Here is a 23746-nt window from a genome sequence, read left to right as displayed (position 1 = left end):
ACCATTTGCACAGGGCGGAAATGGGCCGGGGCGTGCGCGTACTACCGCTGGGCAGAGCATGTCACCGGCCGGCCGGCTGCTCCCTTCTGTTGGTCCAGAACGCGCCCGGAGCCTGCCGTCAGGAGGCAGTGCGCCACGCCCTTGCCAGTAGGAACGGCCTTGAGGCGTGGACTGTGCCCGCCGTCCTCCTGTGTGCTCCATTTGGCTCCGCTCACTTCGGCCGGCATGCTGACCGCGCCGTTAAGGCCATCGACGTAGTCGTGCCTGACGGATTTCAGGTTGCCTCCTTCAGTCCAGGCTTTGTACGTCACGTCGGAACTCTTGGCACTCTCGGCACGGCAAGCCGACAGGAGCCCACAGGTAACAACCAGCCCTGCCATCATGGTGATGAGCTTCGTGGGCCCTGATATGGGGAGTGCAGGCATGGGCTTGGCCTCTCGCTCAGTGAGTTCACTTGGGTGTGGGGTCGGGGAAGGATCTGTCGCCGAAGAGGACTCGGCTTGCCGCGGCCCGGCCGAACGGTGTGCGTAGCAGGGGGAACGCCGCTGCCGCTGTGGCCGGCGTCCGTACGTGGCTCCATACCCGGCGCAGCGTGAGTCGTCCGCGGAAGTGGGGGCGGAGTGCGGCTCCGTCGTAGTGGGTCATCGTGTCCCGATTCCCGGTGCGCAGCGTGTCGTTGAGGACCTCGGCTGCGAGTTTCGATTGCCGTAGGCACGGGTCCAGGCCGCCGGCGGTGAGTGGGGAGACCGCGCCTGCTGCATCCCCCACGAGAAGACCGTCGGCGCAGCTGATCCGGCGCAGCAGGCCGCCGACGGGTATGGGCCCTGCGCGCCGCTCCACCGTTTCGGGACGTTCGACACCGGTCAGTCCGGGCGCTGAGGCGCTGAACCGCTCCATGGCACGGCGAAGACCGTCCGGATAGCGGTCGGCATAGCCTGCGACTCCGACATGGACGTGTTGCCCGTCGTTCACCACCCAGGCCAGGTAGCCGGGGGCAAGTGAGGGGTCGAGTACGCAGTGGAATGTCGGTGGCTGGTCGCTTCCGGGAATTTCGAAGACCTCTTCGGCGCCGACGATCAGGTGGTGATTGCGGTCGAGAGCGAGGTCGCGGGCGACTCTTGAGCGGGCCCCATCGGCGCCGACGACGAAGCGGGCCCGGACCGTGGTCGGTCCGTCGCGACCGGCCAGGTGGAAGGTGGTGCCCTGTCGGCCGGCGTAGCGCGTGCCCAGTGCTATACGTACACCGGCGTCGACCGCGGTGGTGGCGGACGCTTCGTAGAGTGGTGCCATGTCGCCCACCCGGTACTCGTCGCGAGGGCTGGTGAGGCTGATCGGCCGGCGCAGGTCAGGGGGGTAGAGGACCACGCGTCGGATCGGTGGTCCGAGACAGTTGGGGGGCAGCGGGAAGTCGTCGAGTGTCTTCCGCACGAAGATTCCTGTGGTGCGGATCGCGCGGGCAAGGCTGGTTCGGCGTTCGACCAGAAGCACGTCGTGGCCTTGTCGGGCGAGGAGTGTGGCGGTGTTCAGTCCGGCCAGGCCGGCCCCGACCACCAGTACGTCGGCACTGTCTGTGGCCCCGAGACGGTGAGAGAGGCGTGCTGTCGTCATGTCTGCCCTGTTCCTTGTCGAGTCCCTCATCGGTGCGTTCGGCGCGCAGCAGGCGCCGACTGGCGGCGGGCAGTACGGCGACGGCCCGGGCCGCGAAAGGTGAGGTGTGCGGACGTCGTCGTCAGGTCGTCACTCGGGCGCTTGCCGAGGATCAGGCGGGGTGGGTCGCGTAGCAGGGATCGTCGAGGGCGTACCTGGTGAGCGTGTGCAGGCGGCCGACTACCGCGGCTGTGGTCACCGCGGCGGGGATCCAACGGGGACATCGGATGCTCCGGATTCGTGCGCAGCCTCGTCCGGATCCCAGGGGTCATCGGGCTCCCAGCGCAGCAGGTCTCCGGGCTGGCACTCAAGCACCTCGCACAGCGCGGCGAGCGTGGTGAAGCGCACCGCCTTGGCGCGGCCGTTCTTGAGCACCGCCAGGTTGGCGGGTGTGATCCCCACCCGGTCCGCCAGTTCGCCCACGGACATCTTCCGTTTGGCCAGCATCACATCGATGTCGACGGCGATCGGCATCAGATCACCTCGGCCAACTCGGCTCCCAGCTGCGACGCCTCGACGTCGCGTGCGACGGCCTGTGCGAGCAGCATCCGCAGCACGAGCACGATGAGCGCGACCCCGAAGACCGCCAGGCCAACCCCGCCCAGCAGGGCCACCACGCCCGGGGGCACGACGTTGCCCGATGCCAGGACCACCCCGAGCGCGAACACCAGGAGCGCGGCCGCCACGAACGCGCCGATCACGAGATGGACATAGCGGAATGCGCCGTGGGAGAACACGGTTCCGCGTTGCATCATCGTCACCAGCCGCCACACGGAGACCAGAACGACCTGGATCGTCACGACGCCCAGGACTGCGATCACGAGGACCGGAGTGCGGCGGTCCGCAAGGAAGCTCACCTCCATAGCGCCCGTCAGCATCGCCACCATCGCCGCCTGGGCGCACACCGATCCGGCGTGCAGCGCCACCATCACGGCGCGCAGCGCCAGCACTGTCAGCTTTCCCAACGCCACTCCCCTGATCGATTCACGATGGAAATCTATTGATTATCGATAGGAATGGCAAGTCGGGTCCGCCGGCGGGATCGGATCGGCCTGGGTGGGTTGCTCAGGACGCGGGAGTCCGCGACGTCGGACGTGGCATGGGAGACGCCGCTTCGGTCGCGATAGCGGGCGGAGGACAGCGGGTTGATCGGATAGCTCTACCTGCCGGCGTGCAGGGATACGACCGGCAGGCCCGTCCGACGTTCACATCCCGTTCCACACCTCCACCACATCGAAGCCCTGGAAGGAGTACATGAAGTCGCCCGAGGGATAGGGCGCATGCGGGTGCGCGGCCACGCAGAGGCCGGGCCTCTAGGTGTGTTGTCCGGACAGGTTGGTGATGCGGCTGGCTGGGGTGTGGCCGCTGATTGCGGTGTGGGGTCGGTGGTAGTTGTACCAGTCCAGCCAGTCGGGAAACGCTGCTCGTCGTTCGGCGTCTGAGGTGTAGGGCTGGTGGTAGGCCCATTCGTCGAGCAGGGTGCGGTGGAAGCGTTCGACCTTGCCGTTGGTCTGGGGGCGCCAGGGCCGGGTCCAGCGGGGTTGGATGCCCAGGTCGTGGCAGGTCTGGCGCCAGGTGTTCTTGGTGTAGGCCCAGGCGTTGTCGGTCAGCACGCGTTCGACGGTGACGCCTTGGGCGGCGAACCAGGCGGTGGCGCGGGTGAGGAAGGCCGCGCAGGTCGGGGCGGTCTCGTTGGGGAGGTCTTCGGTGTAGGCCAGGCGGGAGTGGTCGTCGAGGGCGGTGTGCAGGTAGGCGTATCCCACGCCGCCTCGGCGGTCCTTGTGCGGGCTGGAGGCGGCCCGGCCGTGGACTTTGTGGCCGCCGCCGTCGGGGATGCGGCCGAGTTTCTTGACGTCGATGTGGACCAGTTCGCCAGGCCGGGCGCGTTCGTAGCGGCGGACGGGTTCGCCGGTGGCTCGGTCGCAGGCTGACAGGGCGGGCAGGTCGTGGCGTTGGAGGATGCGGTGGGCGGTGGAGGCCGCGACGCCGGCGCGGGCGGCCAGTCACAGTGGGCCGATGCGGTGTTCGCGCCGCATCCGCAGCACGTGCTCCTCGAGGGCTGGGGAGGTGCGTCGGGGCTGGTGGTGGGGGCGGCTGGAGCGGTCGTTCATGCCCGCGTGGCCATGTGATCGGTAGCGGCCGGCCCAGCGGGCGGCGGTGGTGTGGCTGACCTGGAAGCGTTCCGCAGCCCTTCGTAGCGGCCAGCCGTCGTCGACGACGCACCGGGCAAGGCGAAGCCTGCCGGTCGGCGTCAAGGGGGCGTTACGGTGGATCACGAGGGCCTCCTGTGCTCGGCGGTAGATGTCGCAATCCCCACCGAGCCAGAAGGCCCTCACCTCGTTCAAGCACCCAGGACGCGTGTCACCAACGTCCCCGGACAACACATCTAGATCGTATGCCTGGGAGTTCTTCGCCGGTTCCGGCCTGTCCGCGCGGACAGGCCGGAACCGCCTAGCGGTCACACTCCGATGAAGCTCACCGTTTCTGTCATGTCCGCCCGCCCGGTGCGCAGCCGTGGCGCGCCTTCCTTCTCGAATCCCACCGCGACACCGCAGAACAGCGCGAGCCTGTCATCGGCGCCGACTATCTGGCTGACGGTCTTGCGATACATCGTCCACATCACCTGGGGGCAGCTGTGCAGCCCTTCCGCCCTCAGCAACAGCATGACCGTCTGTAAGTACATCCCAGCGTCGCCCCACTGGCCGGGCCCCATCGTCCGGTCGAGGTAGCAGAACAGCACGACCGGCGCCCCGAACGCCTCCGAGTTCAAGGCGGCGACCTTCCGGGGCCTGTCGGGGTCGTCGCGCTCGACTCCCATCGCTTTGTACCACTGGACGGCCGCGGCGGAACGGCGATCCACATACGGCGAAGTCAGTTCGGCCGGGTACATCGGATACTCCCGCTCATCACCCGGGTCTCCCGCCAGCGCCCTGGCCGTTGCGTGCCTCTTCAGCTCGGCCAAGGGCTCGCCGGACACGGCAAACACATGCCACGGCTGGAGGTTCCCGCTCGACGGCGCCCGCGTCGCTGTAGCCAGCACTCGTTCGAGTACCTCTTTGGATACCGGCTCATCGCTGAACGCCCGCACGGACCGGCGACTGTCCACGGCTTCATACACATCCACGTCTTCTCGTCCTCTCACTCAACGACAACCACCTCTCTACCCTCTTCAGCACGCACAAGGACTCCATCGGGGGCTCCTGCTGGTGGTGGGCGGCCGTCTGCCGAGGAGCCTTTCGAGACAGACGGGCCGGCTGTTTCACGCCGCGCGTCGACCGCTACAGCCAGCTCGTGGTTCGCACCCACCGCTACTCGGTCCCGATCCGTCTGATCGGCAAGCGGGCCAGGGCCGTCCTGCACGCCTCCCCTCCCCCGCGTATGAGAAGAACGTCGAGGTGGCCCGCAACGAGATGCTGATCGCGAAGGGCGGTTGCCGCCTGGAACCGGACCACTGTGTCGAAGCCTTGAGACGCCTGGCGGCCCGCTCTCCTGGTGGCCCTCCACCTCACGGGCGGAGGGCCGCCAACAGGAGACACACGGACGACACCCGCTCAGCTCGCGCCTTCAGCGTGCTCAGCCGTTCTCGCCTTCCACTGGACTGCAGTCATCCGCCAAATGACGTCGATCCCCACTCCGCCAGGAGCGGCGGGCCCTTCAGGTGCTTGCCTGCGTTCCACCTCAGCGAATCCCAAGCGGCGGGCGACGGCTCCGCAGGCAGGGTTGGCAGCATCGTGATGGATCTCTATGCGGTCGATGCCCGCCAGTTGGAACCCTTGGCCGACAAGAGCCGCCGTGGCCATCGTGGCCAGACCCCTCCCCGTCCAACGAGGGTGAAGCCAGTAACCGATGTCGAGTCCGCCCGCACCGATGCGTCGCATGAGGCCGCACGCACCGATCAGCACAGAGCCTGAGGTGATCGCGTAGTCAAAGGCCTCCTTGGTTTCCCACTCTTTCTGTTTCCGCGTGAGGAAGTCAGCGGTCTGTTGTCTGCCCGGGTCGGCTGCCCAGGGCATCCACGGCACCAGGTGGTCCAAAGACTCGTAGATCGCTCGTTCCAAGGCGTCAAGATCGCTCATGCGCCATCGGTGCAATCCAACCTGGTCAGAACTGAGACGCTCGGCAGGCTTTTCCATACACCGGATGTTCTCGCGGTCCAGTCGAGGCCGACAACGCATTATCGGCTGCCGGCACGTCAAGACTCCTCAGCCACTGGTGACGTCATTTCTCGTGAACATCCACCGAGGCTCGGATCCTCCCCCGCCTCCCAAATCGGTGGACAAACGCTGCTACTGAGGGCGAACGAGGCCACTCGACGGATCCGCGCCGGCGTGGACGGATGCCAACTTCCCGTGCACCTCTAGACCCATACGGCCAGCCTCCCCGTCCAGCACACACCGCCGCAGCCCCGCGAGGCGCCACCACCGACTCCGGCGGGCTCGTTACCAACGGCCCTGTATTCGTCGGCACCGGATGGCGCGTCACGCACAGCTGTAGTGATGGAGTCGGGTATGGGAACTCAGAGGGACGGTGGTTCCTTCACGACCCTGAATCCGTCGACAGTGTCACCAGGGCGCAGCGGTCCCGCCAGGACCGGCACCTCTGCGGCCGGATCGACCAGCACCACCTCGTGGCCCCGCTCAAGCAGAGCTCGGGCGACCGACCGGCCCGAGCCCAGCGAAACATCCCGCTCGGGGCTTTCCCGGAATGCTGCCGAATTGCGCGGCCTTGACGGCGTAGTAGATCTCGGCCTGGGGAATCGCCTCGCGCAGCCGGTCGATGTTGTCGGACACCACGTCGAGGTCGAGCAGCAAGCAGGGGGTGGGCAGATTGTGCTTACGGAAGTATGTGTCATGCCGGGTATAGGCGAGGCCGCCGCGGGCATGTGACGGTCCGTCATAAATGCGTCTCCTCAGGAATCGCGACTTCCGAAGCCATCGGATTTCCGGAATCTTTCGAGGACTCGGGGCGTCCGATCGCCATCGCGGCTGCGACATGCGGCAGTTGACATCACTCCCGCGTCCGCGTCCCCGCGTCGGCAAGGCTGCCTCGGAAGATCCGGTCCAGGTGGTGGTCCAGAACTGTCGCGGCCGACTCCGGGCTGCGCTGGCCGACAAGGATGCTGGTGCCGAGTCCTGCAGACATGGCGAGCAGGCCGACAGCTTCCAGCCGTGCGTCCACACCAGGCTGAATGAGATCGCCATCCTCTGCCTGCCGGAGGAGTCCGACGATCGCGCTCTCAGCGGCATCAGGGTTCGCGATGAAGGGCTGGGCGGCGAGCACCTGGTCGGTGACGGACAGAACGGCGTATGAGGTGTAGACGAGGTGGAAGGTGCGGCTCTCCTCGTCGGTCGGCAATGCCGCCCTCAGCATCGCCTCGATCATCGCGCGCGGTCCCGGATTGTGGCCGGCGGCCCGAACCCGGGCGGCGACCCGCTCCCCGAACCTCTCGGCCAGATGCTGCAGTCCGTAGAGCAGCAGCTTCTCTTTGGTCTCGAAGTAGTACTGCACCAGCCGCAGCGAGACACCCGCCTCCGCTGCCACATCGCGCATACCCACGGCATGCAGCCCGCGTCGCGCCGCCACCCGAAGGAGCGCCTCGGCAATCTCGGCACGCCGCTCTGCGTGGTCCACGCGCTTGGGCATCGCCCGCTCCTCTGCTCGCTGCTTCGACTGGCCGGAGACCTTGATGATACACCCGTATCACCAAGGTGATACGCTCGTACCACAAAGAATCGAACCCGGAGGTGACCGTGTCCCAGACCGCGACTCGTACCCAGGCCGATGTCGGCCGCTATGTGAGCGATGCCAGGCGCGACCGCTACTTCGCAGCCTGCGATGCGCTCTATGCGCTGGGAGCGCCCACTCACGCGGAAACAGACGTGGAGACGTCCTTCGGCACCACGCACGTCTACAAGTACGGCCCCATGGACCCGGCCGCCCAGTCACGCACCCCCGTGGTCCTGGTGCACGGAGCGGGCTCCTGCTCTGCCATGTGGTACCCGAACACCCCCGCCCTCAGCGTCGCCCGCCCGGTCTACGCGATCGACACCCCAGGCGATCCAGGACGCAGCGTCCAGCGCGAACCCATCCATCAGCCCGAACACGCAGCACAGTGGCTGGACGAGACACTGGCCGAACTCGGGCTCGAACGCGTGCACCTGGTCGGCTCCTCCTACGGCGGATGGCTCGCGCTGAACCAAGCGCACCGCAGGCCCGACCGCCTCGCCTCGGTCACCCTCCTCGACCCCGGCGGCCTGGAGAAAGTAGGTTTGCGCTTCTTCGCCTGGATCTTCGCCAGCCTGTTCGCGACCTTCGCACCCAAGGCGCTACGACTACGACTGGCAGCGTGGCTGGAACAGCCGGTCCTCATCGTGCCGGAGCTGCGCACCATGATCAGGCTGGGCGTTCGCGCTTACCGCATACGCCGTCCCGCCCCACTGCCTCTGTCCGAAGACGAACTGTCCACCATCCACACCCCGCTCTACCTGGCGCTCGGCAAGCGAAGCCTCCTCGTACACCCGTACAGGCAAGTCGAGCGCGTCCCACGCCTGATCCCGGGCGCCCGAGCCGAAATCATCTCCGACACCGGCCACGGGCCTCAGATCGACCACGCGGACGACCTCAACCGCCGGATGCTGAGCTTCATGGACTCCATCGACTGACAGCCCCTCATCAGGCGGGCCCGAGGGACGGCTCTCGTATCAGCCTGATCACCTCACTGCCGGACCCGACCACCGCCATGCCCCGCATGGTCGGCGTGGACGAATACGCCCAGCACAGAGGCCGAATCTACGGAACCGTCAGCTCCGTCCTCCGCGGCAGGCCCCCGCCGGTCGCCCCCCGGCCGCCATCGGCCCGCGCCGTCACCCGCTGGATCCGACGGGATGCGAACTCCTCCACAAACGAGCCCGGCTGGCGTGACTCAGCGTCAGGGCCCTGGAGGAAATTGACTAGCCGGCGGTCTGTGTGACGCGCACCGACCCGACCCTTCCCCAGTTGAACATGTTCAAAAAGTAGGACTACGCTGGTGCCGAGCGAAGCCGAGGGGGTTCGATGAAGGTAGTGCTGCCCGGGGGAACCGGACAGGTAGGCACGATTCTCGCCCGCGCGATGAGGGCGGCCGGACACGAGGTCACGGTGGTGACCCGGCGTCCCGCGCGGGCGCACGACATCGGCTGGGACGGGACCACGCTCGGCCGCTGGGCCGCGGCGATCGACGGCTGCGATGTCGTGATCAACCTGGCCGGGCGCAGCGTCTCCTGCCGTTACACCGCCGAGAACCTGCGAGCCATGATGGACTCCCGGGTGGATTCTGCGCGGGTGGTCGGCGAGGCGATCGCCGCCGCCGCGCGGCCACCGCGCGTCTGGCTGCAGATGAGTACGGCGACGGTCTACGCGCACCGCTTTGACGCGGCCCACGACGAGGCGACCGGGGTGATCGGCGGCTCTGAGGCCGGGGTACCGGACTACTGGGCGTTCAGCGTCGAGATTGCGCAGAACTGGGAGCGAGCGCAGGCCGAGGCCCCGACGCCCGCGACCCGCAAGGTGGCGCTGCGCTCGGCGATGGTCATGAGCCCGGATCGGGGCGGTGTGTTCGACGTGCTGTCGCGGCTGACGCGCCTCGGACTGGGCGGTCCGGTGGCCGGCGGCGCGCAGTACGTCTCCTGGATCCACGACGAGGACTTCGTGCGAGCGGTGGAGTTCCTGATCGCCCGGGACGACATCGAGGGGCCGGTGAACCTCGCCTCGCCCGGCCCCCTTCCGCACCGCGACTTCATGCGGGCACTGCGCACGGCCTGGGGCGTCCCGGTAGGACTGCCGGCGACGCGCTGGATGGCCGAGTTGGGGGCGTTCGCGCTGCGCTCGGACACGGAGCTGCTGCTCAAGAGCCGTCGGGTAGTGCCAGGGCGGCTGCGCGCGGCCGGGTTCGCCTTCGCGCATCCCGAGTGGGAGGGGGCCGCTACGTCCCTCGTACAGCGGGCCAGGCTGGTTCGTGCGGCATCGGGTCGGGCCCGTGAATCGAGCAGCCGCGCTGTGTAGACCAGCGCAAGAAGTGGAAGCGCCGGGCTGGCCAGGAAGAGCTGCGCGATGATGGGGGGGCGGTGCGGTGGCTGTGGAAGACCTTGCGGTTGATGCCGGCGCTGCACCCACCTGACTCGCCGATGTAGTAGAGCAGCATCCAGAAGATCGTTGAAGATCTTCAGAGTGACGCAACTGTCCGCCGCGCGTGTGGAAACGAACACGTGAACCGCCGCTTCCAGGATCTGCTCGACATGGTCAGCAGCTGATCAAAAGCCCGTCTCCAGCAGGGCGATCGGGCACGCCATGGAGCCCCGAAGGATGCAGGGGCAGGGCGGCGGGCCGGTTCCTGTGGGCCTTCCGCGGCCGGATAGTCTGGGCCCGTCAGCGAAGATCGCACAAGGGCGGAGCACATGGCAGACATCATGGAGACGGCGGCGCGGAAGGTCTTCGACCGCTACGACATCGACGGCGATGGCCTGGTCACCGCAGACGAATACCGGAAGGTCGTGGCGGAGTTGGAGGGCTCGGAGATCACCGAGTCGGAAGCCCAGGAGCTGATCGACTCGCTCGACACCAACGGCGATGGCCAGATGTCCTTCGAGGAGTTCTGGGCGGCCATGAAGGGCTGACGCTGTCGGGTCCGGCACGTGAACGTGCCGCAGGTGGTGTGGCCCATTCCGCCATCGCGTGGATCGTGGATGACCCAAAACGAGGCCACGCCCGTATTCCGGCAAGGTCTCTGGCCTGAGAAGGACTGCAAGGGCCAGGAGAACGACTGGGATGTGCACGGGACGAGCAGCGTACGGGCTGACCGTCCTGATGGCCGCCGTGCCGAATAAGGGCTGGCGGCCTACAACGGCTGTGATGTCGAATCGGAGCCCTGGGCTGCCCGGTAGCCGCGGGTGCTGGTTGAGCCGGCCGAACACACCAGTACGCGGAGCCCCGGGCCGTCATGAACCCGGGGTCTCGTGTGTCTGCAGGACAACGGACGGCGCCGTGCGGACTGCGTAGGCCCTCGGCGGCTAGAGCGGCGCGGCACGGTGGGCCGGGCCTCCGCCAGGACGACGCCGGTCACGGGCTCGCGGTGCACGGGGACGTACAAACCCCCGTCGGTGTCACCGGCGGTGAGCCAGTCCGCGGCCCACGGGCCCGGGTCGGTCGACAGCTCACGGCCACCGAGCGGGCCGCCCACCGGACTCGGCAGCCGATGGACAGCACCGGATCGCACGGTGCGTGGGCCCCGGCCGTGATCAGACCCGCTCTCGCTCTTCACCAGTGAGGCTCGGCCACCGTGAACATGGACACGCGAGCACGTGCGGTGTTCTGAACTCTCCTGGTTGTCCAGGAGAAGGTGAGGCGCCACCCAGGCGGCAGCATGGGCATGGTGCGAGCCAGAACCTCCTGGATGACCCGCGTCAGGTCGGGCTATCCCTCCACGGGGCCCAGCCCGACTCCAGGTGAGGTTCGCAGGAGAAGCGGACGTTGCGGGCGACGGTCGGGCTGACGTTCTCGATGACGAGCCCGATCCCACCGCTGCTCGGATCGGGCTGGATGTCGACGATGACGCATGGCTCTTCTTGCTCCCGGTGGATGCGTTCCGAAGGCGAGTTGCTGGGTGCCAGGTCTCCGATGTGTCCTGGTCAAGCCCGCTCAGTGACGCGGGCCGACGCCTCGCACGCCGGCCCTCCCCCGAGGACGTCTGGTCAGCTGACCCGCCGGCAGGCCTTCGTGACTGCATCCCACCTGGACTCCAAGATCGATTGTCAGTGGTGGGTGAGAAGGTAGGAGCGTCGAGTCGGAAAAGGGGGAGCAGTTATGTCCGGAAACCAGAACTACATCAATCACGTTGCTCTTGTGTTGGATGCCAGTTCGTCCATGTCACACCTCAGCAGCAAGGTCGTCGAAGTCGCCGACCAGCAGATTGCATATCTGGCCCGCCGATCGAAAGAACTGGACCAGGAAACCCGCGTTACGGTGTACGTCTTCGCAGACAAGGTGGAGTGCGTCATCTACGACAAGGACGTGCTGCGGATGCCGTCCCTGAAGCAGCTGTACCGGGTCGGTGGAATGACGGCTCTGCTGGCGGCCACGCTGAAGTCGCAGCGGGAGCTGGCGCAGACGGCTCAACTTTACGGCGACCACAGCTTCCTGACTTTCGTACTGACGGATGGACAGGAGAACGCGAGTCATCGCTGTCTGGATGCCCCTACCAGGGATCCGCGTGAACTGGTGCAGGCCGTGGCCGAGATGATCGAGACGCAGGAGGACAACTGGACGCTGGCCGTCCTCGTGCCGGACCAGATGGGCAAGCGCGAGGCCATGCAAGGCGGTTTCCCGAAGGACAACATCGCCATCTGGGACGCCACGAGCACACAGGGTCTGGAGGAGGCCGGGCAGGTCATCCAGCAGGCAACCGAGAACTTCATGGTGGGCCGCGCCCAGGGCATCCGGGGATCGCGGGCGGTGTTCTCTACGGGCGCCGATGCTGTCAACAAGGACACCATAAAGGCAGCCGGTCTCACCCCGGTGGATCCGTCCGAATACCAGCTGATTCCGGTGGCTCGAGAAGCGGCGATCCGGGACTGGGTCATTGAATGCGGGCACACTTACCGTACCGGTTGTGCGTTCTATCAGCTGAGTAAGTCGGAGAAAGTCCAGGCGCGGAAGCAGATTGCCGTACTGGAGAAGAAGACGGACCGGGTGTACACGGGGCCGGAGGCCCGAGCCCTGCTCGGCCTGCCGACCATGGAAGTTCGCGTCAAGCCGGACCACAACGACGACTTCACAATCTTTGTACAGAGCACCAGCGTGAACCGAAAGCTGGTACCGCACACGCGGCTACTGCTGATGATCTGACGCCTTAGCAGCCCCGCCGGTCCGACCGGCGGGGCTCTTCGCATTCAACGCGCCGCCTGACGCCGGCTGCGTGGCCGGGGGCGACGCGAGCCTCGCGGGCAAGGCCTGGTCTGAACCTCGACCAGCGCGCCGTACTTGATGGCCTTCGCGCGGGCCTCCTCGGCGGCGCGGGGAGCGGGTCTCTTCCAGGGTGCGGCGCATGCGCCATTCCTGTCCGTAGACGCAGTCGCCCATCACCCAGGCGATCGGGAGAAGAGGCCAGGGACCGCAGGATCATCGCGCGAGCAGCTCGCCCGTGGTCGCGAACCGCCAGCTGTCAGGGACCTTCGCCGCCCGGCACCGGTCCGCCTCAACCGTCCAGGACTTGGCCACACATGGCTCCCCATCCGCCAATGTACTAGCTGAGCAGCCCCGGGAGGAGGCGGCCCAGCAGGCGTGCGAAGAGGGCGTCCCAGTCGGCGGGGCTGTCTGACGGGGGCGGCCCGGCGGTGGCCAGTGCGGCGAGCAGGTGCGGATGGCGCCCTTCGGCGGCGACGTCGGCGAGGTAGGCGGCCTGCGCGGGCGGCGTCGTCGTGGCGGTGACCTGTTGGCGGGCGAAGAGCGTGGCGAGGCCGCCGACGAGGCCGATCGTCTCCAGCTTCTGCTGGCTGGAGCCGGGTGCCTGGGCCAGTACCGCGAGGGCATGGTCGAGGTAGTCGATCGCGTGCGGTCCGATCGCGCTGCCCTGCTGGGCGAGGTCGAGCAACCAAGGGTGGCGCACGTAGGCGGCTTTGGCCTGGAGGGCGAGGCCGACGAGGTCACCGACCCAGTCGCCGCTGGGCGCGGCGGTGAGGTCGATCTCTCCCGCAACCGCGTCTGCCATCAGGTCCAGCAGGTCGTGACGACTGGCCACATACCGGTAGAGCGAAGCGGGCCCGGTGCCCAGACTCTGTGCGAGAGCGCGCATCGAAACGGCGGCCAGGCCCTCGGCGTCGGCCAGCGCGATGGCGGCGGCGGTGATCTGACGACGGCTCCGTTCGGGCGCGGGTCCGCGCGCGCCGCGCTCGGGGCGCGACCACACAGTGCGCCGGGGCTCAGGTTCGCTCACACTGCCCGCCACCTTTCCGTGCCACGGATTCCTGGACTGGCTGTAGCCTAATACTGCGAACGCTGATCGCAGTAATGTGGCCCATCGAGGGAGTCGGCATGACCTGGACCGAACGCCGCTTTACCCGCAATGACACTGTCGAGCTCGCCTACGATCGGTTCCAGGAGGGCGCGGAAGGCGAGCCACTGCTTCTGGTGATGGGCCTGGCGGTGTCTCGGCACTGGTGGCCTCGGGAGCTGTGCACGGCCTTCGCCGGCGCCGGCTTCTCCGTCGCGCGCTACGACCAGCGCGACGCGGGCGAGTCCACGCATCTGCCGGGGAACGCTTCTTCGAGCAACCCCCTCACCTCGCTGGCCTGCCGCCGCCGCGCGGCCTACACCGCCGAGGACCTGGCCGACGACGCCATCGCGGTCATGGATGCGCTCGGCTGGAAGTCGGCCCACCTCTTCGGACACTCGCTCGGCGGAGTCGTGGCTCAGCGCGTCGCGCTACGCCACCCGGACCGGGTCCGCACCCTCACCTCGTCCGCAGCGCTGCCCAGCGACGTCGGCGGGCTGGGCGCGTTCCGCCATCTCCGCCTGGGCACCCTCGCCAAGTTCGCCCGAATCAAACCCGCACACAGTCGGCAGGAAAGGATCGCGACCGGGCTCGCGGTCGCACGCCTCTGCGCGTCGCCCGACTACCCCTTGGACGAAACGGAGGCGTTGGAGCGGATCACCGCCGACGTGGATACCGGCATTGCCGACGCGAAGGCCCAGTCCCGCCAAATCGGTGCGAAGTGGCACGGCCCGTCCCTGGCAGAGCTGCGCGTCCCGACGCTGGTGTTGCACGGCACCGGCGATCCCCTGCTCAAGCCCTCCGCAGGCCGCGCCACGGCCGCAGCGATCCGCGACGCACGCTTGGTCCTCCAACCGGGCGTAGGCCACGACATCCCACGCGAGCGGCACATCGCCGTCGCCAGCGAAGTGCGGGCGTTGGCGGACCAGGCTTCCCAAGCCAGTGAACTGTCCGGCCACGGCAACAGCTAACTGCAGGCCCCGTTGACCAGCCGTGGATCTGTCACGTTCTGTCCATTCTTGTTTCGGTCGCGGCGAGCGGCGACGGGCTCCCCCCCCCGGGGGCTTTCAGCCGTCGCCGAGGGTGGCGAGGAGGTCCAGGACTGGCATGACGGAGCACCTGGCCGCGCCGCCTGCAACACGCCGAGGGCGGCAACACCGGAGGCGACCTGGACCGATGCGGATCGTCGGATACATAGGGGCCATGGTGGACGCCTGGGCACGCGATCATGTCGTACACACCGAGGTCCGCGTCGGGCATGCAACCCTCGCACGGATCGGGGCACGGCAGCTGGCGGACGCACTCGACCAGGCCGCGGCCGAGGCCGCCGTCCGGGGAGTGTCACTGGCCTGGATCTACGAATTCGACGGGGCTGCTGGGGTGGACGCCGCCGGCCACGTCGTCGGCGCGGCTCTCCACGAGCCTCCGCAGGCACTGCGGGCGGTCGGGCTGAGCGGGGACGAATCCGGGCCGGAGCGTTACGAGCGTGGCGGTCTGCGCCGACGACCCGGCCCTGTTTTGCTCCACGCTGACGAACGAATACCTCGTGGCCGCTGGGCGCTGCGGCCTGTCCGCCGAGGCCCTGCGTGCGCTGGCCCGAGGGACGGCCCGCGCTGCGCTGCTCGACGACTCCCGCCGAACGCACATCCTTGACGAAATCGACAGGTTCGGCGTGAGCGAGAACAACGAGCAGGCCGAGTAGGAAGGAACGGCCTGCCCCCACTACGGCACGGGCTGAGCGACGAGCGCTGGCCGTCCGGCTCAGCCCGCTGGCCGGCGATCAGCGGTAGGGGCTCCAGCCGCCGAAACGGGCCATCAGCTTCCGGGCCGCATCCTCGTCCAGACCGAGGGCGGCGGCCTGCTCGGCCGTCGTATCCCGCCGGGCCTCGTGAGCGGGCCAGTACCCGACCTGTACGGCGGTCACCTCCAGCCGGCGGGCTGCCCGCACGGCCGCACCCGAGGCGCCCTCGACCGAGGCGCCGAAGACGACAATGCCGCAGCCCCTACCGGCCCCACTACCGGATTCGCCAAATGGGCAAGCAGCCTGGGCAGATTACGAGGCCCAGACGGGCAGTCCGCCGCGGTCGCGTGCGTTGTCCTTGGCGATGCGGACCTACGCGACGGGCAGCGCGGCTATCGGGCCCCGCCAGCCCTGGCCCAGGACGGGCGCCGACGGATGCAGGGCCCGGCGCGGTGAGGCCACAACCCAGCAGATGGCCCGGTCGACGCCTGCGGGGCAGGCAGTGCGGCGCCCGCAGCGGCAGCACGTGCCACGGACGGGCGCCCCGGTGTGACCCGATTTGCCCCCGGCTGTCAGGGCCGCGACGGCTGGCAGACCGTGCCGCGCGAGACGTCGCAGCGGGCGGCCAGTCAGGTCTCGCGGAACAGACTGCCCGCGCTGTAGTCCTCGCGGTCGATCGCCCGCCTCAGCTCTTCGACGATCTCCTCGTGTCGTGCCGCCACGCTTCCTCTCGCACGCGGAGTTGTGCGCAAAGTGTGGAGCGCGGCCAGCCTGGACGAGGTGCCGTGACGACCCCTGCGAGCTGCCATTGTGAGCGAATCGGAGTCATTACTTTTACCAATGTTTACCTGTCGGACACCATAGTTGGGCCTAATGAGGCCCCACTTGTTCGGACACATCGTCGGACAAGTGCTCACCCCCCACGTGCATCCCCTGTGTGGCCCCGCATGAATCCCCTCAAACCTCTTGCGTACCCCTGGAGAGTCCGTGACCGTGTTCCTACCGAGGACCGCCGTCCTCACCGGCGTCCTCGCCGTCGCCTCCGCATTCACCCTCAGCGCCTGTAGCGAGGACCCCGACGCGTCGAGCGGCGGCGGAAAGAACGCGGCCACCGCGACCACGGCCGAGGCCTTCGGTGGCATCAACGCCCTGGCCACGGCGGCCAAGCGGGAGGGCACACTGCATGCGATCGCGCTGCCCCGCGACTGGGCCAACTACGGCGCCCTGATCGACGGCTTCAAAAAGAAGTACGGCATCAAGGTCGAGGTCGAGAACCCGAGTGGCGCCAGCCAGGACGAGATCAGCGCGGTCACCTCGCGCAAGGGCCAGGACAACGCGCCCGACGTCCTCGACCTCGGCAGCTCCTTCGCGCAGAGCGCCGCGCAGGAGGGGCTGCTCGCGCCGTACATGGTCGCCGGTTTCGCTGACATCCCCGATGTGCAGAGGGACTCGATCGGCCGCTGGTCAAACGACTACGGCGGCTATATCTCCTTCGGCTGCGATGCCAAGCGTGTGCACACCTGCCCGACCAGCTTCAAGGACCTGCTCCAGCCGCAGTACAAGGGGCAGGTCGCGCTCAACGGCAACCCCACCAAGTCGGGTTCGGCCTTCGGCGCCGTGTACGCGGCCGCCCTCGCCAATGGCGGCTCCTTCGACGACATCCAGCCCGGCGTGGACTTCTTCGCCAAGCTGAAGAAAAGCGGCAATTTCACCTCCGTCGAATCCACCCCGGCCACCGTCGAAAAGGGCAAGACGCCGATCAGCATCGACTGGGACTATCTCAACGCCGGGTACACCAATGAGTTCAAGTCCAAGGGCCTCGACTGGACGGTCGCGGTCCCCTCGGACGGCAAGTTCTCCCAGTACTACTCGCAGGCCATCAACAAGGATGCGCCGCACCCCGCGGCCGCGCGCCTGTGGCAGGAGTACCTCTACAGCCCCGAGGGCCAGAACATCAGACTCAAGGGATACGCCCGCCCCGCTCTGATGACCGCCATGAAGAAGGCCGGCACGCTCAACAGGACCGCGGCCGCGAAGCTGCCGAAGGTCTCCGGCACGCCGAGCTTCCCGACCGAGACCCAGCAGAGCAATGCCAAGGTCGTCATCGCCCAGAGCTGGGGCCAGGCCACTTCCGGATGACCGCGACCCGCGCCAGGGGCGAGGTGGTGCCCGACGAGTCTCCACGGTCGGTCCACCGGCCCGCGGCTGCGGCCTGCTGATCACGTCGCTGTGACCGGCACCGCGGCCTAGGGCAAAAGCCCCGCATGCCCACCTCGTTGCACCCCGGAGTCGCTACCCCGCAGCACCAGGCAGCGAGCCTTCTCGTACGTTCCGGCACCGTAACGCGGCGGCAGGAACGCCGGCTTCGACCTCGTCTTCGGCGAGGCCGGAGCCGGCATTCCTGCTGCTGCGGCCGGCGCAGGAGACCTTCTCCCCTGGCACCGGCCCTCGGACGCGCCCGAGGCGAGTGTCGACTCCCACGTCCGGTAGGTCAGGGCAGAACGCAAGCACACACATCAGCCGCAGACCGACGCCCTGGCGGCTGTCGGCCCACCCGCAAAGGCCGGGTCGAGCGGCAGTCGACACCGTCCGGGATCACATCCTGACCAGCCGGGCCTTGTCTCCCTTCAGGAGATCGACTCCCCAATCATGGCCTGGGCGCCTCTGCTGCGGCAGGCCCGGCCCCACCCCCACCGCACACCCCGCGACGTCATCACCCTGCGGCCGGCCAGAGACCATACGGCCTTACGGCCCCTGCCCGAGATACGTAAGACGACTCACCCCACGGCAGGAACCGCCGCGTCACCACCAGTGACATCGCGCCGCTCCCCCGCCACGAGGCCCTCCGGCGAGGAGGGCCGAGGCCCTCAAGGCCCGCGTCACGTCGCTCGCGCCCAAGCATCCGCTTACCCCTCGCTGTGACGCGTCTCATGCAGTGATCTCCCAGGCGGCCGACGTGTGACGTCCCGGGAGCGAACGGGCCGTGAGCCCAGGGCAGTTGGCCCTGTTCCCGTGGTCTGCCGAGGCCAGTCCTGCGTAGTGTTCCTGCAGCTCAGTGGCGTTCCCGCTATGTAGCCGGAAATAAAGTGGTCGGCGGCAACGGCAGCGGCCCCGCCCACAGCGCGGGGCATGCGCGACACCAGGATGGACGACACTTCCCCATGGACATGAGCGCCGGCGAGCGCAAGGGGCTCAGCCTCTTCGCCCTCATCATGATCGGCATCGGTTCGATCTTCGGCTCCGGCTGGCTCTTCGGGGCCGGCTCCGCCGCCCAGGTGGCGGGCCCCGCGGCGCTGGTCGCCTGGGTGATCGGCGTCGTCTTCATCGGCCTGATCGCGATGTCGTACGCGGAGGTCGGTTCGGCCTACCCGATACCCGGCGGCATGGCCCGCTACGGGCACCTCTCGCACGGCCCGGTCCTCGGCTTCCTCACCGGCTGGGCAGTGTGGATCGCGACCGCCTCACTGGTCCCTATCGAGTCGATCGCGGCCACCCAGTACATGACGTCCTGGAGCTTCGGCTGGGCGAAGGGCCTGGTCGATCCGGCCACCCACCAGCTGACCCTCTCCGGCACGGCGATGTCGCTGCTCCTGACCCTCGCGCTCTGGCTGACCTGCTTCTGGTCCGTCCAACTGCTGGCCCGCGCCAACACCGTGCTCACCCTGGTCAAGTTCGCCATCCCGGTGCTGGCGGTGCTCGCCCTGGTCGGGTCCGGCTTCCACACCTCGAACTTCACCGCCCAGGGCGGCTTCGCCCCGTACGGCTGGCCGGCCGTGCTCACCGCCGTCACCACCTGCGGAGTGGTCTTCGCCTTCAACGGCTTCCAGGCCGTGGTCAACCTCGGCGGCGCCGCGAAGAACCCTGGCCGGGCCATACCGGTCGCCCTGGTCGGTGCGCTCGCACTCGGCCTGGTGATCTACCTGGCGCTGCAGGCCGCATACCTGGGGTCGGTGCCGCCCGAGCTGCTGGCGCGGTCCGGCGGGTGGCAGGGCGTGAACCTCAATTCGCCGTTCGCCGACCTGGCGGGGCTGCTGATGCTCCACTGGGTGGTCACCATGCTCCAGTTCGGTGCGTTCATCTCGCCGGCCGGTTCCAACATCGCCAATGTCGCCTCGGCCGCGTACATGGTCACCAACCTCGCCGAGACCGGATTCTTCCCCCGGAAGCTGGCGGCCGTACACCCCCGCTACGGCACGGCCCGCCCCGCGATGTGGCTCAACCTCGGCTTCTCCGTCGTGCTGCTGCTCACCGTCGGCCGCAGCTGGCAGGCGCTGGCCGGCGTGGTGTCGGCGGCCATGGTCATCTCGTATCTGATCGGCCCGATCGCGGTGGGGGTGCTGCGGCGGACCCGCCCGGAGCTGCCCCGTCCCTTCCGGCTGCCGGCCGCCGGGGTGCTGTGCCCGGTCACCTTCGCCTTCGCCGCCTGCGCGCTGTACTGGTCGAAGTGGCCGGAGACCGGAAAGATCACCGTGCTGACGCTGGTGGCCGCACCGGTCGCGGCGCTGGTGCTGTGGCGCCGGGGCGAGCGGCAGCTGCTGCGGCAGTTCGCACCGGCCTGGTGGATGATCGCCTTCCTGGTGTGGACGGCGGCGGTGTCCGCGCTGGGCGGCAAGGAGTTCGGCGGCCGGGACGTCCTCCCCGGCGTGCTCGGCACCGCCCTGATCGCGGTCACCGCCCCGCTCTTCTACTTCTGGGCGGTGCGCTCCGGAGTCAAGGCCCACGAACGGGGCCTGACCAGCGCTCTGTCCCTCGCCGAGGCCGCCCCGACACCCGCTGCCACCCCCGACGACGCACGCCCGATGGCCTCGGTCTGAGGGCACCACGCCGGGTCCGGGTCACGACGGGCGGGAGCCGGCGCAGAAACTCCCCTCCCCCAGCTCCGCCGCCCATCACCAGTGCCGCGTCAGGCCACGTTCGCCCTGTTGTTGGCCGGCGGTGCCAGCTCGGGCTGAGTGGCGGATTACTCGGCGTCGAGCTGGTGGTCGGCCCAGACGTAGGTTTCGGGGAGCAAGTCGGTGATAGGGACGGTTCGGACGCGGTCGCCCTCGCCGACGATGACCTTCAGCGCGGGGAAGTAGTCGAAAAGGACCTGACGGCACCGGCCGCACGGCGGAACAACCCCCCGGTCGCGGTCGCCCACGGCAACGATCGTGTCCAGCTCGTAGGCGCCCTGGGCGGCTGCCGCACCGATGAGGACCAACTCGGCGCAGGGGCCTCCCGTGAAGTGGTAGGCGTTCACCGCCGTGACGATCCGGCCGTCCTGAGCACGGGCCGCGGCCGCCATGGTGTGGTTGTCGCCCCGGCAGCGAGTGCGAGCGACGTGCGCCGCGGCCCGGATGAGTTCATGGTCGACGTGGTGGGTCTGCGTGGTCATCTTCTCTGCCTTCGTCAGGTGTCAGGCGACGGTGACCCGAGTGACGAGGGTGTGCAAGCGAATATCGGTGGTGGTGTGCTTGTTCCTCCAAATGCTGTAGCGGCGGAACAAGCTGCACTGTTCCTTGTGGCTGGCGTGGCCGGGTGCCGTCGAACGTGAAGTAGCGCAGGGCGGTGAACTGGTCCTGGCCTCGATCCGGTTCGGCCACGAGCTGCTGGTCGGCGTGTAGGCAAACTCGACGTTGCCGGGCGCGGCCCAATCCCATACGTCGTTTCGCATACGTCGTTTCGGATTCTTGATCTCACGTCGCGGGCCGCCGGCGTGTCCGGCACCGCGCCACGCAGAACACCCACGGTGCCTTCATCAGCCGTCCCCACGGAGTCAGCACACAACCTTCGCTCGGTCTCGGCCGTCACACCGGTGCCAGTAGTCGTCCACTCAGGAGCTCGAACGTGAAGCGCACCGCCGCCACCGCCTTAACCGCACTCGTCCTGGCCGCCGCGCTCTCCGCGTGCAGCAGCGACAACAACAGCACCAACGCAGCGCCGAAGAGGGCAAACACCACGACGCCGAGTGCCCCCTCCAAGGCCGTTACGGACGGCGATGCCACCGCAGGTACCCCTCCCAAGCCGAATGTCGCCACGAAGCTTGGATACATCCGTGCACTGACCGGCATCGACCCGGACATCGTCCACGGCAGGGAGGACAAGGCCGTCGACCGCGGGCTCAACCAGTGCCAAACCATCCACAACTTCCCCAAGGACAAGCCGAAGCAGACGAAAATGGCGGAGATGCGGTTCACCTCGCCCAGCCACCCCGAGGGGTTCGGCAAGGTCAAGGCCGCGCAGATCGTCGAGGCCGTACACGTGAACCTGTGCCCTAAGTTCTGACCCCAAACCCAAACGGCGCCGCGGTCCTTCGGTGGTTGCCGAGCCGTTCGTCTGCGTCCGTACGCCGACGTCCTGCTCGCGCCATCGGGGGCTACGGGCAAGGAGGGTGAGGGCCGCGGCTCTTTCACTGTCCGACAAGCAGCTCACCTCGATCCGCGGCGCCCAGGTCCGTATGAACATCTGGCATGGCAGCGTGCGGTCGGCGATGCGCTGGTACTGGCCTGGCGCGCGAGTTCAATCTCACCGGCGGGCCGGTGAGAGTACCGGGGTGGAGGCATGCCTCCGCACCCTTAGCGACCCAGAACCTAGTTATCCCAGCGGTAGATCGTGATTTCGCTGAGTGAAAGTCAGGCGCGGAGATGCGTTCCGGGCAGTTATGTGATGCCGGCGCTGGATATCGGCTTCACCGGGGAGGTCGTCCCGTTGGTCAGTCGTCCTGAGGTCGTTCCTCGATGGGGAACAGGATTGGGCTCAGCAGATGAAGGCTGCGGTCCGGTGCGGGTTTGTTGTTCCTCCTGGAGGCGATGGCGCTGAGGATCTCGTCGACCAACTCGGCGAGTTCATCCCGGTTGAGCCAGAGCGGGACCTGGGCATAGCCCACCGAATCGGCGGCCGGGTCGGCGCCGTCCCGGTCGAGGTAGGTGTTGAACTCGGCGATCAGGGCCGCCATACCCGCGGCGAACCCATGGCGGTGGTCGTCCAGCGACATTGACTCGGCTGCATTCCGGTCGATCACTGCCCGCTCACGGCGCAGTCGGTAGCTGCGCTCGACGGCGCCGTGCACCCTCCGTTCGCTCTCCACCTCCAGCACCCCCGCCTCGGCCAACAGGCTGACGTGCCGGTACAGGCTGGTCTTGGGGACGTCGGGCAGGCTCGCGCACAGGTCAGAGGTGGTGCGCGTACGCCCTCCCGACATGGCGTGCACGATGCGCACCCGAACCGGGTGCAGGAGCAGTTCAAGGGTGTCCACTAGGCCACGATCCCACATCTGGTACCTTTCCCAAACTTGGGAAAGCAGATGGATGAGGAGCAGTCAATGAACGAGCAGCCGTCCACGTGCCGCCCCGAAGGGAAGGCCGCGCCCGCGCCGCCGCTGGGGCGGTACTACCAGGTGGAAGGGCGACGACTGCTGCTGCATCGCTCGGGCAACGGCAGTCCGGCGGTGGTGTTCCTGCCCGGGGGCGGCGGGGTCGGCCTGGACTACTGGAACCTCCAGCACGGGACCGCCGAGTTCACCACGAGCGTGGTCTACGACCGCACTGGAACCGGCTGGAGCGACCGCGGTGACACGCTGCCGACCTGCACCGAGGTGACCGACGAGCTGCGTGCTCTGTTACGCGCCGCCAACGTACGCGCCCCGTACTTGCTGGTCGGCCACTCCCTCGGCGGACTCTACGCCCGCCTGTACGCGACGCGCTTCCGCAGCGAAGTGGCCGGTCTGGTCCTAATGGACACCGACCATGAGGACTACCGCTCCTACATGCCCCAGCGGCTGCAGGAGATGCGGGCCGGCTGGGATCCGGACAAGGAGCTTCCCGACGAGATGCCGGACGAGGCAGTCCAGCTCTACCGCCGCCTGTTGGCGCAGATGATGGGCGACTGGCCGGAACAGATTCGCGAACCGCTCATCGAACGCCACGTCAGCCCGGAATGGATCATGGACGGCTACAAGGTGTTGCCCTACCGCGACCGGTTCCTCGAAGAGATGCGCCGTGCGGGGCCGCTGCCCGATGTTCCGCTGATCGTGCTCACGGCGATGGACATCGACGACTTCAAGAAGGCGGTACTGATCGGCGAATCCGAGGCTCTATTGCGCGAGGAGATCGACGGCAAGCGGCGACTCCACGATGCGCTGGCCGCATCGGTATCACGCGGGCAGAACCGTCTCGTCGACGGCGCCGGGCACGCCTCCATCCACTGGCGCCGTCCCGACGCCGTTCTGCAGGCGATCCGGGACCTACTCGGCAGGTGACGTCTGAAAGCCGTCACAGCGTCAGCGGTCAACTGCGGGTAATTGGAGTTCGCGACTCGTGACAACCGGGGCGCCCGGGCATCGGTCTACTCGCCGGGAC

At 68.0% G+C, this 23746-nt stretch carries 21 protein-coding genes and 3 pseudogenes; 10 read left to right on the top strand and 14 right to left on the bottom strand.

Annotation, left to right across the window (positions count from 1 at the left end):
- Positions 1-450: 450 nt before the first annotated feature.
- From CPH93_RS34605 to CPH93_RS34565, 8 genes and pseudogenes are all read right to left on the bottom strand, one after another.
- Complete coding sequence (locus CPH93_RS34605; protein ID WP_096215130.1) at positions 451-1608, bottom strand: FAD-dependent oxidoreductase; 1158 nt, start codon at positions 1606-1608, stop codon at positions 451-453.
- A gap of 234 nt (positions 1609-1842) precedes the next feature.
- Entirely contained in the window at positions 1843-2121 is a 279-nt protein-coding gene (locus CPH93_RS34600; protein WP_096215129.1) for a helix-turn-helix domain-containing protein, read from the bottom strand.
- On the bottom strand, positions 2121-2612 hold the full coding sequence (locus CPH93_RS34595; protein WP_096215128.1) for a DUF2975 domain-containing protein: 492 nt from the start codon (positions 2610-2612) through the stop codon (positions 2121-2123). The genes CPH93_RS34600 and CPH93_RS34595 overlap by 1 nt, the downstream gene beginning before the upstream one ends.
- A 348-nt stretch (positions 2613-2960) precedes the next feature.
- A pseudogene (locus CPH93_RS34585) lies at positions 2961-3923 on the bottom strand (IS481 family transposase).
- A gap of 182 nt (positions 3924-4105) precedes the next feature.
- Entirely contained in the window at positions 4106-4771 is a 666-nt protein-coding gene (locus CPH93_RS34580; RefSeq protein ID WP_096215127.1) for a nitroreductase, read from the bottom strand.
- 427 nt (positions 4772-5198) lie between these two features.
- Positions 5199-5780 (bottom strand): GNAT family N-acetyltransferase, encoded by a 582-nt coding sequence (locus CPH93_RS34575; RefSeq protein WP_096215126.1) that lies wholly within the window; start codon positions 5778-5780, stop codon positions 5199-5201.
- 504 nt (positions 5781-6284) lie between these two features.
- The gene (locus CPH93_RS36000) at positions 6285-6458 is read right to left on the bottom strand and encodes a hypothetical protein (RefSeq protein ID WP_159395116.1); all 174 of its coding nucleotides are present in this window, start codon (positions 6456-6458) and stop codon (positions 6285-6287) included.
- 196 nt (positions 6459-6654) lie between these two features.
- Positions 6655-7290: a TetR/AcrR family transcriptional regulator gene (locus CPH93_RS34565; protein WP_096215125.1), complete on the bottom strand. Its 636-nt coding sequence runs from the start codon at positions 7288-7290 to the stop codon at positions 6655-6657.
- A gap of 107 nt (positions 7291-7397) precedes the next feature.
- On the opposite strand from CPH93_RS34565, the gene CPH93_RS34560 reads away from it, so the two are divergent.
- From CPH93_RS34560 to CPH93_RS34540, 4 genes are all read left to right on the top strand, one after another.
- A complete protein-coding gene (locus CPH93_RS34560; RefSeq protein ID WP_443031419.1) occupies positions 7398-8309 on the top strand; it encodes an alpha/beta fold hydrolase in 912 nt (303 codons plus the stop codon).
- Positions 8310-8700: 391 nt separating this feature from the next.
- A complete protein-coding gene (locus CPH93_RS34555; protein WP_096215124.1) occupies positions 8701-9687 on the top strand; it encodes a TIGR01777 family oxidoreductase in 987 nt (328 codons plus the stop codon).
- 392 nt (positions 9688-10079) lie between these two features.
- A complete protein-coding gene (locus CPH93_RS34550; protein ID WP_006607097.1) occupies positions 10080-10298 on the top strand; it encodes an EF-hand domain-containing protein in 219 nt (72 codons plus the stop codon).
- Positions 10299-11484: 1186 nt separating this feature from the next.
- Positions 11485-12525, top strand: a complete 1041-nt coding sequence (locus tag CPH93_RS34540; protein ID WP_096215122.1) for a VWA domain-containing protein — start codon at positions 11485-11487, stop codon at positions 12523-12525.
- Between the two features lie 180 nt (positions 12526-12705).
- On the opposite strand, the pseudogene CPH93_RS37695 reads toward CPH93_RS34540, so the two are convergent.
- Positions 12706-12897 (bottom strand): annotated as a pseudogene (locus tag CPH93_RS37695) (transposase); the annotation flags it as partial.
- A 25-nt stretch (positions 12898-12922) separates the two neighbouring features.
- Positions 12923-13612 (bottom strand): TetR/AcrR family transcriptional regulator, encoded by a 690-nt coding sequence (locus tag CPH93_RS34530; protein ID WP_096215121.1) that lies wholly within the window; start codon positions 13610-13612, stop codon positions 12923-12925.
- Positions 13613-13710: 98 nt separating this feature from the next.
- Here CPH93_RS34530 and CPH93_RS34525 point away from each other — a divergent pair, with 98 nt between their 5' ends.
- A complete protein-coding gene (locus tag CPH93_RS34525; protein WP_096215120.1) occupies positions 13711-14640 on the top strand; it encodes an alpha/beta fold hydrolase in 930 nt (309 codons plus the stop codon).
- A gap of 515 nt (positions 14641-15155) precedes the next feature.
- Entirely contained in the window at positions 15156-15371 is a 216-nt protein-coding gene (locus CPH93_RS34520; protein ID WP_096215119.1) for a hypothetical protein, read from the top strand.
- A gap of 78 nt (positions 15372-15449) precedes the next feature.
- Here the strand turns inward: CPH93_RS34520 and CPH93_RS35995 are convergent, their stop codons facing one another.
- Together CPH93_RS35995 and CPH93_RS34515 are read right to left on the bottom strand one after the other, a co-directional pair.
- Positions 15450-15617 (bottom strand): hypothetical protein, encoded by a 168-nt coding sequence (locus CPH93_RS35995; RefSeq protein ID WP_159395115.1) that lies wholly within the window; start codon positions 15615-15617, stop codon positions 15450-15452.
- A gap of 328 nt (positions 15618-15945) precedes the next feature.
- Positions 15946-16132: pseudogene (locus CPH93_RS34515) on the bottom strand (GntR family transcriptional regulator); the annotation flags it as partial.
- 265 nt (positions 16133-16397) lie between these two features.
- Here CPH93_RS34515 and CPH93_RS34510 point away from each other — a divergent pair.
- Together CPH93_RS34510 and CPH93_RS34505 are read left to right on the top strand one after the other, a co-directional pair.
- Complete coding sequence (locus CPH93_RS34510) at positions 16398-17549, top strand: ABC transporter substrate-binding protein (RefSeq protein WP_093481407.1); 1152 nt, start codon at positions 16398-16400, stop codon at positions 17547-17549.
- Positions 17550-18571: 1022 nt separating this feature from the next.
- Positions 18572-20224, top strand: a complete 1653-nt coding sequence (locus CPH93_RS34505) for an APC family permease (RefSeq protein WP_096215118.1) — start codon at positions 18572-18574, stop codon at positions 20222-20224.
- A gap of 146 nt (positions 20225-20370) precedes the next feature.
- Here the strand turns inward: CPH93_RS34505 and CPH93_RS34500 are convergent, their stop codons facing one another.
- Positions 20371-20784, bottom strand: a complete 414-nt coding sequence (locus CPH93_RS34500; protein WP_096215117.1) for a cytidine deaminase family protein — start codon at positions 20782-20784, stop codon at positions 20371-20373.
- A 452-nt stretch (positions 20785-21236) separates the two neighbouring features.
- Between CPH93_RS34500 and CPH93_RS34490 the strand changes: the two genes are divergently transcribed.
- Complete coding sequence (locus tag CPH93_RS34490; RefSeq protein ID WP_093481410.1) at positions 21237-21674, top strand: hypothetical protein; 438 nt, start codon at positions 21237-21239, stop codon at positions 21672-21674.
- A gap of 427 nt (positions 21675-22101) precedes the next feature.
- Here the strand turns inward: CPH93_RS34490 and CPH93_RS34485 are convergent, their stop codons facing one another.
- Positions 22102-22644 carry a helix-turn-helix domain-containing protein gene (locus CPH93_RS34485; RefSeq protein WP_096215116.1) on the bottom strand — a complete coding sequence of 181 codons (543 nt, stop codon included), beginning with the start codon at positions 22642-22644 and terminating at the stop codon, positions 22102-22104.
- Between the two features lie 66 nt (positions 22645-22710).
- Between CPH93_RS34485 and CPH93_RS34480 the strand changes: the two genes are divergently transcribed.
- On the top strand, positions 22711-23646 hold the full coding sequence (locus CPH93_RS34480) for an alpha/beta fold hydrolase (RefSeq protein WP_159395114.1): 936 nt from the start codon (positions 22711-22713) through the stop codon (positions 23644-23646).
- Positions 23647-23746: the final 100 nt, after the last annotated feature.

It is taken from the genome of Streptomyces sp. 2323.1 (genome assembly GCF_900221035.1).
GTDB classification, from domain to species: domain Bacteria; phylum Actinomycetota; class Actinomycetes; order Streptomycetales; family Streptomycetaceae; genus Streptomyces; species Streptomyces sioyaensis.
This window is presented reverse-complemented; position numbering and strand designations above follow the sequence as displayed.

Bases quoted from the DNA above. Each gene is read 5' to 3' on its own strand.
- CPH93_RS34565 (WP_096215125.1), bottom strand. From the start codon at position 7,290: ATGCCCAAGCGCGTGGACCACGCAGAGCGGCGTGCCGAGATTGCCGAG.
- CPH93_RS34600 (WP_096215129.1), bottom strand. From the start codon at position 2,121: ATGCCGATCGCCGTCGACATCGATGTGATGCTGGCCAAACGGAAGATG.
- CPH93_RS34500 (WP_096215117.1), bottom strand. From the start codon at position 20,784: ATGACCACGCAGACCCACCACGTCGACCATGAACTCATCCGGGCCGCG.
- CPH93_RS34575 (WP_096215126.1), bottom strand. From the start codon at position 5,780: ATGGAAAAGCCTGCCGAGCGTCTCAGTTCTGACCAGGTTGGATTGCAC.
- CPH93_RS34550 (WP_006607097.1), top strand. From the start codon at position 10,080: ATGGCAGACATCATGGAGACGGCGGCGCGGAAGGTCTTCGACCGCTAC.
- CPH93_RS34525 (WP_096215120.1), top strand. From the start codon at position 13,711: ATGACCTGGACCGAACGCCGCTTTACCCGCAATGACACTGTCGAGCTC.
- CPH93_RS34480 (WP_159395114.1), top strand. From the start codon at position 22,711: ATGAACGAGCAGCCGTCCACGTGCCGCCCCGAAGGGAAGGCCGCGCCC.
- CPH93_RS34540 (WP_096215122.1), top strand. From the start codon at position 11,485: ATGTCCGGAAACCAGAACTACATCAATCACGTTGCTCTTGTGTTGGAT.
- CPH93_RS34555 (WP_096215124.1), top strand. From the start codon at position 8,701: ATGAAGGTAGTGCTGCCCGGGGGAACCGGACAGGTAGGCACGATTCTC.
- CPH93_RS34505 (WP_096215118.1), top strand. From the start codon at position 18,572: ATGGACATGAGCGCCGGCGAGCGCAAGGGGCTCAGCCTCTTCGCCCTC.
- CPH93_RS34605 (WP_096215130.1), bottom strand. From the start codon at position 1,608: ATGACGACAGCACGCCTCTCTCACCGTCTCGGGGCCACAGACAGTGCC.